The organism is Methylobacillus draconifructus (assembly GCF_045984385.1).
Lineage (GTDB): Bacteria > Pseudomonadota > Gammaproteobacteria > Burkholderiales > Methylophilaceae > Methylobacillus > Methylobacillus flagellatus_A.
On sequence record NZ_JBJQIJ010000001.1, the window covers coordinates 141,068 to 154,363 of the forward strand.

12 protein-coding genes and 1 tRNA gene are annotated in these 13,296 nt (G+C 60.7%); 10 read left to right on the forward strand and 3 right to left on the reverse strand.

The annotated features are described in order from the left end of the window. Positions 1-145: 145 nt before the first annotated feature. The 4 genes from ACKF11_RS00770 (at position 146) to ACKF11_RS00785 (ending at position 4,086) form a co-directional block, all read left to right on the forward strand. On the forward strand, positions 146-553 hold the full coding sequence (locus tag ACKF11_RS00770; protein WP_309564337.1) for a hypothetical protein: 408 nt from the start codon (positions 146-148) through the stop codon (positions 551-553). Positions 554-616: 63 nt separating this feature from the next. Further along, positions 617-2,338, forward strand: coding sequence for a proline--tRNA ligase (locus ACKF11_RS00775; protein ID WP_407995613.1), 1,722 nt, complete (start codon positions 617-619; stop codon positions 2,336-2,338). After that, positions 2,338-2,964 (forward strand): lytic transglycosylase domain-containing protein, encoded by a 627-nt coding sequence (locus ACKF11_RS00780; RefSeq protein ID WP_407995614.1) that lies wholly within the window; start codon positions 2,338-2,340, stop codon positions 2,962-2,964. Before ACKF11_RS00775 ends, ACKF11_RS00780 begins: the two co-directional genes overlap by 1 nt. 9 nt (positions 2,965-2,973) lie before the next feature. Further along, positions 2,974-4,086: a hypothetical protein gene (locus tag ACKF11_RS00785; RefSeq protein ID WP_407995615.1), complete on the forward strand. Its 1,113-nt coding sequence runs from the start codon at positions 2,974-2,976 to the stop codon at positions 4,084-4,086. A gap of 14 nt (positions 4,087-4,100) precedes the next feature. On the opposite strand, the gene ACKF11_RS00790 is transcribed toward ACKF11_RS00785, so the two are convergent. Together ACKF11_RS00790 and queA are read right to left on the reverse strand one after the other, a co-directional pair. Beyond that, complete coding sequence (locus tag ACKF11_RS00790) at positions 4,101-5,711, reverse strand: inorganic phosphate transporter (protein ID WP_407994753.1); 1,611 nt, start codon at positions 5,709-5,711, stop codon at positions 4,101-4,103. 99 nt (positions 5,712-5,810) lie between these two features. Beyond that, entirely contained in the window at positions 5,811-6,839 is a 1,029-nt protein-coding gene (queA, locus tag ACKF11_RS00795; protein WP_407994754.1) for a tRNA preQ1(34) S-adenosylmethionine ribosyltransferase-isomerase QueA, read from the reverse strand. 33 nt (positions 6,840-6,872) lie between these two features. Here queA and ACKF11_RS00800 point away from each other — a divergent pair. From ACKF11_RS00800 to ACKF11_RS00825, 6 genes are all read left to right on the forward strand, one after another. Further along, positions 6,873-6,957 (forward strand) — tRNA-Leu (locus ACKF11_RS00800). Between the two features lie 259 nt (positions 6,958-7,216). Continuing rightward, positions 7,217-7,840 (forward strand): PepSY-associated TM helix domain-containing protein, encoded by a 624-nt coding sequence (locus ACKF11_RS00805; RefSeq protein WP_407995616.1) that lies wholly within the window; start codon positions 7,217-7,219, stop codon positions 7,838-7,840. Between the two features lie 10 nt (positions 7,841-7,850). Beyond that, positions 7,851-8,366: a DUF2271 domain-containing protein gene (locus ACKF11_RS00810; RefSeq protein ID WP_309564343.1), complete on the forward strand. Its 516-nt coding sequence runs from the start codon at positions 7,851-7,853 to the stop codon at positions 8,364-8,366. Between the two features lie 32 nt (positions 8,367-8,398). Beyond that, complete coding sequence (locus ACKF11_RS00815) at positions 8,399-9,196, forward strand: DUF4198 domain-containing protein (RefSeq protein WP_407995617.1); 798 nt, start codon at positions 8,399-8,401, stop codon at positions 9,194-9,196. A 2-nt stretch (positions 9,197-9,198) separates the two neighbouring features. Next, positions 9,199-10,206, forward strand: coding sequence for an FAD:protein FMN transferase (locus ACKF11_RS00820; RefSeq protein WP_407994697.1), 1,008 nt, complete (start codon positions 9,199-9,201; stop codon positions 10,204-10,206). Then, a complete protein-coding gene (locus ACKF11_RS00825) occupies positions 10,203-11,780 on the forward strand; it encodes a flavodoxin domain-containing protein (RefSeq protein WP_407995618.1) in 1,578 nt (525 codons plus the stop codon). The genes ACKF11_RS00820 and ACKF11_RS00825 overlap by 4 nt, the downstream gene beginning before the upstream one ends. Before the next feature lie 87 nt (positions 11,781-11,867). Here ACKF11_RS00825 and ACKF11_RS00830 read toward each other — a convergent pair whose 3' ends face one another. After that, positions 11,868-13,286, reverse strand: a complete 1,419-nt coding sequence (locus ACKF11_RS00830) for a GGDEF domain-containing protein (RefSeq protein ID WP_407995619.1) — start codon at positions 13,284-13,286, stop codon at positions 11,868-11,870. Positions 13,287-13,296 lie beyond the last annotated feature (10 nt).

A 13,296-nucleotide genomic window follows, 5' to 3' on the forward strand; every position in this document is an offset into this window, starting at 1 on the left:
AAAAAACAGCAAGAGCAACAATGCTGTCGTTTGGTGGGAAACAGGCGGGTCGGGGCCAAAAGCCGAGACCGCCAGCGTGCCGTCTCAGCTTTTGTCGCGGCATGCCGTTATATTAAATGGATACCATCCATGGAAAGGCAATAAAATGAAAGCCTTATTTAGAGGTAGTGTCATCAAGGGAATGAGGCTGGTCGGCGTATACGAAGACGAAGACCAGGCCGTCATCGAGCAGTACCTGGACCAGCTGGACGGTCCTGTCACCGACAACGGGGAAAAGCTGTTCCATCAGTTCGTCGACCTCGTTCCGTCTTCCCAATCAACGCAATATGGCGATATTCCCCCGCAGTCCCGCGTGATCCTGGTATCAGGCAGCCTGACGCGCGGTATCGTGGCGCGGGGCCCGTTCCCGGCTCGCTCGATCGCGCTAGGGTACGCGGTGAACCTGAGTTTCGGCCAGACGGCGAATTACTATGTCGTCGACCAGGAGCCCGAGTTCGTACCATTGCGGGACAAGCTGTACAGCCTGGTTGAAAAGACTGCCGCTGTTGCTTAGGCTGACGCCGCGCACGTTTCCCGATAGAATTCGCAGCATCCGAAATTTCCAAGAAGCGATAACATGCGTGCGTCACAGTTTTTCATAGCAACACAAAAAGAAGCGCCCCAAGAGGCGGAGCTTCCCAGCCACAAGCTCATGCTGCGTGCCGGCATGATCAAGCGCCTGGGCTCGGGCCTGTATAGCTGGATGCCGCTGGGCCTGCGCGTGTTGCGCAAGGTGGAGACCATCGTGCGCGAGGAAATGAACCGTGCGGGCGCGATGGAATTGCTTATGCCGGCCGTGCAGCCCAAGGAGCTGTGGGAGGAAACCGGCCGTTGGGCGGTATTCGGTCCGCAGATGCTGAAAATCCGCGACCGTCACGAGCGTGATTTCTGTTTCGGCCCCACGCACGAAGAGGTGATCACCGATATCGCGCGCCGCGAGATCCGCTCCTACAAGCAATTGCCGCTGAACTTCTACCAGATCCAGACCAAGTTCCGCGACGAGATCCGTCCGAGGTTCGGCGTGATGCGCGCGCGCGAATTCGTCATGAAGGACGCATATTCCTTCCATACCAACCTGGAATCGCTGCAACAGACCTACGACGCCATGTACCAGGCCTACAGCAACGTATTCAACCGCCTTGGCCTGAAGTTCCGCGCCGTGCGCGCGGATACCGGCGCCATCGGCGGCGACGGCTCGCATGAGTTCCATGTATTGGCGGATTCAGGAGAGGATGCGCTGGCCTATTGCGAGAGCTCGGACTTCGCGGCAAATGTGGAATTGGCGGAAGCGCTGGCTCCCGCGCACCCAAGAGCCGAGGCGAAAGAAGCCCTGCGCGAGGTGGACACCCCCAAGCAGACCACCTGCGAGGACGTGGCGGCATTGCTGGGCGTCACGCTGCAGCAGACCGTGAAGTCGATCGCCGTGGTGTCAACCGACGAGGCCGGCAAGACCCAGTTCTACCTGCTGCTGCTGCGCGGCGACCATGCGCTGAATGAAATCAAGGCCGCCAAGGTGCCCGGGCTGTCCAGTTTCCGTTTCGCCTCCGAACAGGAAATCCGCGACCACCTCAACTGTCCTCCGGGCTTTATCGGCCCGGTAGGGGTTTCCGAGCAGGTCCAGGTGGTCGCGGACCGCAGCGTGGCGGTGATGAGCGATTTCGTCTGCGGCGCGAACAAGCCCAAATTCCACCTGGCCGGCGTCAATTTCGGCCGCGACCTGCCGGAGCCAGTGGCGGTGGCCGACATCCGCAACGTGGTGGAAGGCGATCCCAGCCCGGACGGCAAGGGCTCCATCAGCCTGTGCCGCGGCGTCGAGGTCGGGCACATTTTCCAGTTGCGTACCAAGTATACGCAAGCCATGGAAGCGACCTACCTCGATGAAAACGGCCAGAAGCAGTTCATGGAAATGGGTTGCTACGGCATCGGCGTATCGCGCATTGTCGGTGCTGCGATCGAGCAAGGCAACGACGAGCGCGGCATCATCTTCCCCGCAGCCATGGCGCCGTTCTCGGTGGCGATTGCGCCGATCGGCTATGACAAGAGCGAGGCCGTGCAATCTGCCGCCCATGCGCTGTATGACGAGCTGTCCGCTGCGGGCATCGACGTGCTGCTGGACGACCGCGGCGAGCGTCCGGGCGTCATGTTTGCCGACCTGGAACTGATCGGCATCCCGCATCGTATCGTCATCGGCGATCGCGGCCTGAAGGAAGGCCAGGTCGAATACCAGCCACGTACCGCTTCCAGTGCCGAGACAGTGCCACTGGCGGATATCGTGTCCGTGATCAGGCAGGCGCTCTGATGCAGCGGGCTGGCTTACTGTTGTTCGCCAGCCTGTGGTGCGCCAGCATATCGGCTTATGCCGGCGCGCAGAAGGAAGAGCCCCTGTCCAACAGCGTACGGGCAATGATGCAGCGCTCGATCAGCGATAGCGCCGCGCCTCGCTTGGTCGTTTCCAGCCAGGAGGAAGGGCTGGCTTGGTTGCAAGCCATGTCCAACCGCTTGCAGAAGCGTATTCCAGACACGCGGATGCGCGAGGATTTCCTGCGTACCGTGCATTACGAGGCGACGCGGGCCGGGCTGGATCCGCAATTGGTCTTGGCATTAATCCATGTGGAAAGCGCATTCAACAAATATGCGGTGTCGTCGGTCGGCGCGCGCGGCTATATGCAGGTGATGCCGTTCTGGGTCAAGGCCATCGGCGCGAATGACCACAACCTATTCCACATGCGCCTGAACCTGCGCTACGGCTGCACCATCCTGCGGCATTACCTCGATATCGAGAAAGGCGACCTCTACCGTGCCCTGGGCCGCTACAACGGCAGCCTGGGCAGGCCGGAATACCCCAATCTCGTCGTCAATGCCTGGCGCAAGTCCTGGACTTACCAACCGCCCGCCGCGCCGGTCACGGCAACGGCATTCAACTAGGCAGCCATAGTGGCAGCTGGTTCCGATCGCAACAAGCGCCGCCTGCTTGTCTATATTTCCGGCCATGGCTATGGGCATGTGGCGCAGATTGCGCCCGTACTCAACCAATTGGCGCAGGACCAGCCGCACCTGGCGCTGGTGGTTTGCAGCGCGGTCGGCGAAAGCTTCCTGCGCTCGCGCATTCATGTCCCATTTATATATGAGCCGCGTCGCGCCGATTTCGGCATGCTGATGCAATCCGCGCTGGAAGTGGATGTGGCGGCCAGCGTCGCCGCCTACCTGGACTTCCATGCAGACTGGGACGCAAAGGTCGAGGACGAGGCTGCATGGATCTCCGCGCAGCATGCGGATGCCGTGCTCAGCAACGTGGCCTACCTGCCGTTGGCGGCGGCCTCGGCGCTTGGCCTGCCTGCCTTGTCCATGTGCTCGCTGAACTGGGCGGACATCCTCCGCCATTACGCAGCCGACCCCGCCCTAGATCATGTGCAGCAGCAAATGCGCCATGCTTATGCCAGCGCGCGCGGTTTCCTGCGCATCGAGCCTTCCATGGAAATGCCGTGGCTGGATTGCCATGCAGTGGGGCCGGTTGCGGATATGGCGCAGGAAAACCGTGCCGTCATCTTGCAAGCAATCGGGCTGCAGCACGGCAGTGAGCACAAGCTGGTATTGGTGGGCATGGGCGGCATCAGTACGCAGGTCAGCCCGGCTAATTTCCCGGTATTGCCCGGCGTACATTGGTTGTTGCCACAAGCCTGGATGCAGGGTGCGGAGCGGGCGGATTTCCATGCGCAGGAGCCGTTGCAGATGCACTTCTCCACCTTGCTGGCAAGCAGCGATCTCGTGCTGACCAAGCCTGGCTACGGCACATTCGTCGAGGCGGCCTGCCATGGCGTTCCGGTGCTGTATGTGCCGCGCGACGGTTGGCCGGAACAGGATTGCCTCATTTCCTGGCTGCGGGTGAACGGCCTCTGCCTGCATGTGGATGCAGGCCGGCTGGCGAGCGGGGATTTTGCCGGCAGCCTGCTGGAAATGCTCAATGCGCCGAAACCGCAGAGGGTAGCGCCGCGCGGCAATCGCGAAGCCGCCGGCTGGATTGCCAGGCGGCTTGGCCTTGCGTCCTGATGGAATAAAGTTGATTAAATAAATTGCGAGAACAGCCAGTAAAGCGATCCGGAAAGCAGCATCGCCATGGGCAGGGTCAGCACCCAGGCCATCAGCAGGTTGCGGATGGTACCCATTTGCAGGCCGGAGCGGTTCGCGGCCATGGTGCCCGCCACGCCGGACGATAGAACCTGCGTAGTCGACACCGGCAGGCCGTAGAGGTCGGCCGCGCCGATGGTCAGCATGGCGACGGTTTCCGCTGATGCGCCTTGTGCGTAGGTCAGGTGGGTCTTGCCGATTCGCTCGCCCACGGTGACCACGATACGCTTCCAGCCCACCATGGTGCCTAGCCCGAGCGCGATCGCAACCGCGATCTTCACCCACAGCGGGATGAACTTGGTGGCCTTGTCGATTTCCTTCTTGAAGGCCATGAGGTTGGCCTTGGTGTCGGCATCCAGGTGCACCGCCTCGGGGTTCTTGTCGATCAGGCGGATGGCTTCCGAAGTCAGGTACATGTCGTTACGCACGTTAGCGACCGCATCCGCTGGCACCTTGGCCAGGCTGCCGTAGCCTTTGACCTGCTCCCCGATGCTGCCGGTGACTGCGGCCAGCGCGGGCAGGAGTTCAGGCGTTGCTTCCTTGGTTCGGATGTAGACGGAAAGGATTTGCAGCGGCTTGTCCGGCGCGGCGCCGGGCGCGGTATTCTGCAGCGATGCCTGGGTGACCTGCGCCACCGCGGCAAACTGGACCGCCTGGTCGGCGGGCATGGCGCGGTTCAGCGCATATGCCATCGGAACGGTACCAACCAGGATCAGCATGATGAGGCCCATGCCCTTCTGCCCGTCATTGGAGCCGTGCGCGAACGAAACCCCGGTACAGGTCAGGATCAGGATGCCCCTGATCCAGGCTGGCGGCGGCTTGTTGCCCTTGGGTTCGCGGAAAAGCTCACGGTTCTTGACGATGGTGCGCAATGCCAGCAGCACGAGCGCCGCGGCAATGAAGCCGACCAAGGGAGAAAGCAGCAGGGAATATCCCACCTTGCTTGCTTGGGCCCAGTCCACGCCGCTGGTGCCGTCGCGGCCATGCATCAGGGCATTGGCGACGCCGACGCCGATGATGGAGCCGATCAGGGTATGCGACGAGGAAGCAGGCAGGCCCAGGAACCAGGTGCCCAGATTCCAGAGGATGGCGGCGATGAGCAATGAAAACACCATGGCGAAGCCGGCGGCAGAGCCGACCTGTAGGATGAGCTCCACCGGCAGCAGGGATATGATGCCGAACGCCACGGCGCCGCTGGAAGCCATGACGCCGAGGAAGTTGAAAAGCCCGGACCAGACCACGGCCACGTTGGCAGGCAGAGAGTGGGTATAGATGACGGTGGCGACAGCATTGGCGGTGTCGTGGAAGCCATTGACGAACTCGAAGCCCAGCGCAATCAGCAGGGCCACGCCCAGCAGGATGAAAGGCAGCCAGGTGGTGGGAGAGGTGTCGGTGTTGCTGACGTCGTGGTTCAGGCTGGCAACGGTAAACAGCAATCCGGCAAACAGGGTGCCAAAAAACAGGATTTGGGTAATAAGGCTGTGCTTCTTGCTCAGCTCCGGGCGACTACTAACGGATTTGCTTGAGTGTAACGCTTTGGTATTCATCAAGAATTTGGTTTTCGCTGGAAGAGCCAGCATTGTGCTGGCGCATTATGACATATTCATGACATTCATGTGTCATTGATATGTGCTTGTCGCATCCTCCTAGTCTTGCCGCTCGATCAGCATGGCATCCCCATAACTGAAGAAACGGTAGCGGGCGGCCACGGCATGGGCGTAAGCGGTGCGGATGTGTTCCACGCCCGCAAAGGCGGAAACCAGCATCAACAGGGTGCTCTTGGGCAGGTGGAAATTGGTGAGCAGGCGCTCCACCACCTTGAAGCGGTAGCCCGGCGTAATGAAGATGTCGGTTTCCCCCTGCCCGGCATGTAGGGTTCCCGACCGCGCCGCGCTCTCCAGCGCGCGCAATGCCGTCGTGCCCACCGCCGTGACCTTGCCGCCGCCGGCCTGCGTTCGTCGTATCAGGTCCACAGTGCTTTGCGGCACGGAATAGAGCTCGCTGTGCATTTTATGCTCGCTGATATTGTCCACGCGCACCGGCTGGAAGGTGCCGGCGCCGACATGCAAGGTGACGTAGGCGATGTTGACGCCCAGGCTTCTCAACCCTTCCAGCATGGCATCGTCGAAATGCAGGCCGGCCGTGGGAGCGGCAACGGCTCCCGGTTCGCGTGCGTACACGGTTTGGTAGCGCTCCTCGTCGGCGCTTTCGGCATCGTGCGTGATGTAGGGCGGCAGGGGCAGGCTGCCGTGCCGCTCCAGCAAGTCCAGCAGGGGTATGTCGCCCAGGATTCTCAAATGGAAAAGATCGTCATGTCGCCCCACCATCTCGGCCTCAAACGCATCTGCAATGCGCAAGATGTTGCCGGGCTTGGGCGCACGGGATGCGCGGACATGGGCCAACGCCTCGAACGGCCCGGTCACGCGCTCGACGAGAACCTCCACCTTGCCGCCGCTGAGCTTTTCGCCATGCAGCCTGGCCTTGATGACGCGGGTGTCGTTGAAGATGAACAGGTCTCCCGGTTTGACCAAGTCCGGCAAGTCGAGGAACAGCCGGTCGTCCAGCCTGCCCGTATTGCCGTCCAGCTGAAGCAGGCGGCTCCCCCTGCGTTCCTTGGCGGGAAATTGGGCAATGAGGTCGTCGGGCAAGAAAAAATCGAAATCAGTAGTGCGCATTGTCATAAGGGTTGCTATAATGCACGCCTTGTTGCCGGGGTGGCGGAATTGGTAGACGCAGCGGACTCAAAATCCGCCGCCGCAAGGTGTGGGGGTTCGAGTCCCCCCCCCGGCACCAGTCAGGCAATATTCTCCTAAAAAGTCCCTTGTTGTTTCCGTAAGTTGCTTGTTCTTTTCCGCGTCGGCATGCTGCCGTCTGGCGGAGGCCGGATTATACCGGAGCTTGCGGCAACTTGCCCTGCCTTCATTACACTTCTTTACATTTATCCGACATTCTTTTGCGTGCAGGCGCCATGCTTGATACGGCCGAGGCGATAGTCTTTGATATAATGAGATAAATTCTCATTTATCGGGTTCGCCAGTGTTCGTACGTTGACATGCAAAGTAACCAAGCTCAAAAAGCACGCTCATTCTGGCTTAAGCATTTATATCGCTGGCACTGGATCAGTTCCGCCATCTGCCTGGTCGGGATGCTGCTGTTCGCCGCGACTGGACTGACGCTCAACAATGCCGGCAGTATCGAGTCCGAGCCGGTAGTCACCAAGAAGAATGGGCGATTGCCCGCGCCATTGTTACCAAGACTGCAACAAGAATATGCGGACAATGCCCCTCTGCCGAAGGTGATCGCAGACTGGATGGCGGGAGCGCTTGGCATTGAGGCAGGCGAGCGTGCCGCTGAATGGTCGGATGACGAAGTGTATGTCTCCCTGCCGCGCCCGGGCGGGGATGCCTGGGTAGTCATCGACCGTGGCAATGGCGAGTTGAATTACGAGTTGACCGAGCGCGGCTGGGTTTCCTATTTCAATGATTTGCACAAGGGACGTAACGCCGGGCTGGCGTGGAGCTGGTTCCTTGATGTGTTTTCCGTCACGGCGTTGGTGTTTTCAATCACGGGCCTGTGCCTGCTGCACATGCATGCGGGCAACCGCCCGTTCACTTGGCCGTTGGTAGGCATTGGCCTGGTGCTGCCCCTCATTCTGGCAATATTATTCATTCATTAAGGAGAGCTTGATGCGATACGCAGTGATTCCGGCCTTGATCGCGGCCATGTTTGCCGGTGCCAGCCATGCGGCCGGGCTGGACGTCAAGGTGACGATCCCCAGGATCAATGCTGCCGAGTATCACCGTCCCTATGTGGCGGTCTGGGTGGAAACCCCCAACCAGGAGATCGCGACTACCTTGTCCGTCTGGTATGCGAAGGACAAGGCGGACAACAAGGGCACCAAGTGGCTCAAGGATTTGCGCCAATGGTGGCGCAAGGGCGGGCGCGACCTGAATATGCCGCTGGACGGCGTTTCAGGGGCAACCAAGCCGGTAGGCGAACATACGCTTTCCTATACCGAAGGCAAGGCCCCCTTGGAGAAGCTGGCTGCCGGGGAATACAACCTTGTGGTCGAAGCCTCGCGCGAGAAGGGCGACCGCGAACTGGTGCGCGTCCCGTTCAAGTGGCCGGTGCAAAAGGCGGAAAGCCTGAAGGCCAGCGGCGAATCGGAGCTGGGCGCGATCAGCCTGGAACTGAAGCCTTAACTTCCCTTAATGACAATGGAATCCTGATTGATATGAAACCTATAACATATGTATTGGCTGCTCTCGCGGCCTTGAGTGCAAGCGCCGTTCACGCCCATGGCTATTGGCTGTTGCCATCGAGCACCGTGTTGTCGGCGCCGCAATTCGTCACTTTCGACGCTGCAGTTTCCAACGACCCTTTCCACTTCAACCATCGTCCATTACAGATCGACGAACTGAAGATCGTCGCGCCGGACGAAAGCCTGCTGCAGCCTGCCAATGTCAGCAAAGGCGAGCTGCGCACGACCTTTGATGCCTATTTCGAGAAGAACGGTACTTACCGCTTATCCTTATATCGAGAAGGAGTGCGCGCCTTCTGGAAGGAAGGCGACCAGCCCAAGCGTTTCATGGGTTCTGCGGAAGAGTTCCAGCAGCGCGTGCCCGCCGATGCCAAGGACCTCAAGGTGTCGGAAATCTCCAACCGGCTCGAAACCTATGTGACCGTGGGTTCTCCGAGCAAGATCAAGACTGTCGGACGCGGCCTGGAGGTTGTGGCCGGCACGCACCCGAACGACCTTGTGGCGGGCGAGCCATTGACCCTGCAATTCCTGGTGGACGGCAAGCCGACGGCGGGGGTCGAGGTCGAGGTCATCAAGGGCCAGACCCGCTACCGCAACCAGAAGGGCGAGCAGAAGCTCAAGACCGATGCCAACGGCAAGGTGACGATCAACCTGCCGGAAGCCGGCCTCTACTGGCTGGATGCGGACTATAGTGACAACAAAGTGCAAACCAAGGTGGCCAAGGAGCGCAGCCTGGCCTATGTGCTGACGCTGGAAGTACTGCCGCAATAGGCATGCGGCAGGTATTGATCCCGCAGCGGCTTGCGGATTTGCCGCGCGAGCTGCCCAGCGGCCGCATTGTCACGCTCAGCGGCGAGACCATGGGGACGACTTGGTCCGTTCGCTATGTCGAAGCAGCGGGGCTCACGGAGAATATAGTGGCAGAAGCGGTGGAAGCCGCGCTTGACCAGGTGGTGCAGCAGATGAGTACCTGGTTGGAGGATTCGGCGATCAACCGGTTCAACCACGCTGCGCCAGATACGGAAATGCTGGTGCCGGCGGAGTTTGCCGCAGTGCTGTCCAAGGCGCTGGCAGTGGCCGCGCAGACCGACGGCTGCTTCGATCCCACCCTGGGGAACCTGGTCAACCTGTGGGGGTTCGGCCCCCGTCAGGCGCAGGAGTTGCCGCCGACGCAAGCCAGCGTCGATGAGGCGTTGCGGGAAAGCGGTTGGAAAAGGCTGCAATTCGACCCTGTCCGGCGAGCGCTGAAGCAGCCTGGAAAGCTCGCCCTGGATTTTTCCGGCATTGCCAAGGGCTTCGGCGTGGACCAGGTTGCCGCGGCGTTGCGCCAGCATGGCGTGCAGCATTATCTGGTGGAAGTCGGCGGCGAGTTCTACGGGCATGGCATCAAGCCGGACGGGCAGCCCTGGTGGGTAGCGTTGGAGCGTACGCCGGAAGCCTCCATGCTGGATGACTATGTGGTGGCCATGCATGGCTTGGGCCTTGCGACCTCCGGCGACTATCGCCGTTATTTCGAGCACCATGGGCGACGCTATGCCCATACCATCGATCCGCAGACCGGCTGGCCGGTTGCCCGGCCCCCGGTTTCCGTCAGCGTGCTGGCAACCAGCTGCATGGAGGCCGACGCGTTTGCCACGGCCTTGACCGTCATGGGCCTTGAGCGTGGCCTGGCGTATGCGCAGACGCATGACATCGCCGCCTTGTTCACGATAGAGACGCAAGCTGGCAAAACCAGCTTGGTGCAGCAGGCATCGCCCAAGCTGCAGGAAATGCTGCAGTGACGCGGGCGCATGCTTTCTTGCTCAGCCTGTTGCTCAGCGGCGAGGCGCACGCCGCCGTGAACAACCCCGCTTTCAACCGCTATGCGCTTGCCATGGGGGTATGCGTAGCTTACCTGGCATTTTGTTTCTGGATCATCAAACGCCATCGGCAACTCCCGGCTGCCTCGGCGACGGTGCCGGCTGCCGATGTCGAGACAGTGCTGGTGAGCTATGCCAGCCAGGGCGGCTACGCCCGCGAGCTGGCATTGAAGACGGCCGAATCCCTGCAAGAGGCGGGCGTGCCCGCACAGTGCCTGGCATTGGACGCGATTGATGCCGCCGCGCTGGCAAAGGCCCGCCGCGCATTGTTTGTCGTCAGTACCACGGGGGAAGGCGATCCTCCCGACAATGCCCGCGGTTTTGTGCAGGATGCCATGACGGCGACGCCGTCGCTCGCGCATCTGCAATACGGCATCCTGGCGCTCGGGGACAGCAGTTACGCCAATTTCTGCGGTTTCGGCCACCAGCTCGATGCCTGGCTGCAGCATGTGCATGCATTGCCTTTGTTCGACCTGGTGCAGGTGGATGCGGGCGATGCCGGCGCGTTGCGCCACTGGCAATATCAACTGGGCTTGCTGGCAGGCAGTACCGAGATGCCGGACTGGGAGGCACCGCAATACCAATCATGGCGCCTAGTGCTGAGACAGCAATTGAATCAGGGCAGCTCCGGAGCGCCGGTCTATCACCTGGCGTTGCGTGCCGAGTCGGCCAGTGCGACATGGCAGGCCGGCGATATTGCCGAAATCGGTCCGCGTAATCCCTCGCATGAGGTGGCACATTTCCTCGCGCAACTGGCATTGGACGGCGCGGCTATGGTGGACGGCAGGCGCCTGAACGATTGGCTGCAGGAGCGCCTGCTGCCCCACGCGGAATCCGAAGTCAAGGCACTCCGGGGCTTATCGCCTGATCTGCTGTTGCAGCAATTGCGTCCTTTGCCTCACCGTGAATACTCGATTGCCTCCTTGCCCGGCGACGGTCAGCTGGAGCTGCTGGTGCGGCAAGCATCATATTCCGATGGGCGGCTGGGCCTGGGTTCTGGCTGGCTCACGCAATACGTCGATCTAGGCGGTACGGTGGGATTGCGCATTCGTGAGAATGCGGCCTTCCATCCTCCCGCAGAAGACCGGCCATTGATCCTGATCGGCAACGGCACCGGCATTGCCGGATTGCGCGCTCACCTCAAGGCTCGCGCAATTTCTTCGAACGCACCCAACTGGCTGCTGTTCGGCGAGCGCAACGCGGCGTATGACTTTCATTTCATGGATGAGATACGCGCCTGGCACTCCAGCGGTGTCTTGTCCAGGCTGGATACCGCATTCTCGCGCGACCAGGCGCAGAAGCTGTATGTGCAGCATGTGCTGGCTGCCAACACCGGCCTATTGACGGAGTGGGTGGCACAGGGCGCCGCCATTTACGTCTGCGGCAGCGCCAACGGTATGGCGCAAGAGGTGCATGCGGTCCTGCTGCAAGCGCTAGGCGAGGATGTCCTCACCCAACTTGCCTCCGAGGGCAGGTACAGGCGGGATGTGTATTGATGCCTGCCTCTGCTGCGGTATAAAAAGCATGCCTGGAAAAAACGGGGGTCGGACGGACACCAGGCATGCGCAAAACTTCGATAATCCCTAATGCGGCGACATGACGCCCGGCGGAAACAGGGATTTGCTCCAGGCCAGGCTGTGCGCGAGGTCCTCGTAGCGTACGATGCGGTTCCTGCCCAGGCGCTTGGCGGTATATAGCGCGAGATCGGCCTGGGACAGCAGCTCGTTGATGGAGCGGTTTTCGTAAGGGCCTTCCCATGTGGCATGGCCGATGCTCACGCATACTTTGCGGTGGTTACCTGCCGATATCTTGAGTTTCTGGACCGCCATATGCAGTTTCCGCGCGATCGCGTGGCAGCCTTCTGCCGTACTGTTCGGTAGCAACACCACGAATTCCTCGCCGCCGAACCGGGCGACAAAATCCCCAGGGCGCTGCATGTTGGCGTGCAGGGTCTGGGCAATCTTCTTCAGGCATTTGTCGCCCTTGATATGTCCGAACTGATCGTTGTATTCCTTGAAGTGGTCGATATCCACCATGAGGATGGATAGCGAGCTGTTATTGCGCTGCGCACGGCGCCATTCGAGCGCAGCGGTGTCGTCGAAATAGCCGCGGTTGTAGATGCCGGTGAGGCTGTCCTTGTGGGCTTTTTCCAGGAGCGCGGAATGCGAGTCCGCCAGGTCGCGGGAGAACTGGCTGAGCTGCAGGATCAATACGGCGAGCAAAGTGGTGGAGGAAAACAGGCTGAGCAGCTGCGCCATGTACCAGTTGGCGCTGAACGGGGTGCTGTCTATCAGCAGGTGCGAGACATGGCACAGATGGGAAAGCGCCGCGACGGACAGGAAAATCGTGACCAGCTTGTTGTCGCTGCAAAAGGTGCGCACCAAGGCGAAGGTGGCGGCCGCCATGATCCAGCTGCCCCAGCCCAGCGGCGCGGTGACGATAGGCGCGCTGCTCATGATGGCGGAAAACAGGTTGCCGGAATTGAGCGCCAGCATGTAGAGGATGATGCCGAGCAGCGGGGTGAGCATGAACGGCACCGTATTCTTGCCAAGGCTGATGCGGTTCAGTTGCGGAAAGGAGTCGGCCGCCTTGCGGAATATCATGGCAATGATGATGAAGCCGCAGAAGCCGAACTGCCAGTACGCGCCCCAGTTGGACATGGTACTGGATGAGATGGCAGCGGTGTTGACAGGCGTGACAGGTGATCCATGCATCGAGATCAGGCTGGTGATGGCAGCCAGGGCATAGATGGCGTAGGCGCCGGCCAGCGGTACCAGGAAGAATTGTTTCTGGATTTTGAACTGCAACAGCAGGAGCAGGGCAGTGGTCGTGGTGCTGAGCACGACCAGGGTGGCGACGACAGGGGCGAATGCCGCCAGTTGCGGCCATGGATGCGTGGCGTGCAGCATGGCGAGCAGGCTGGCCGTGATCAGCAACAACATGAGAAAGCGTGTTGTCCAGCGTAAACGGGATGAAACGGTTTGGTGCAGGATGGCGTCCATCGCCTCCCCT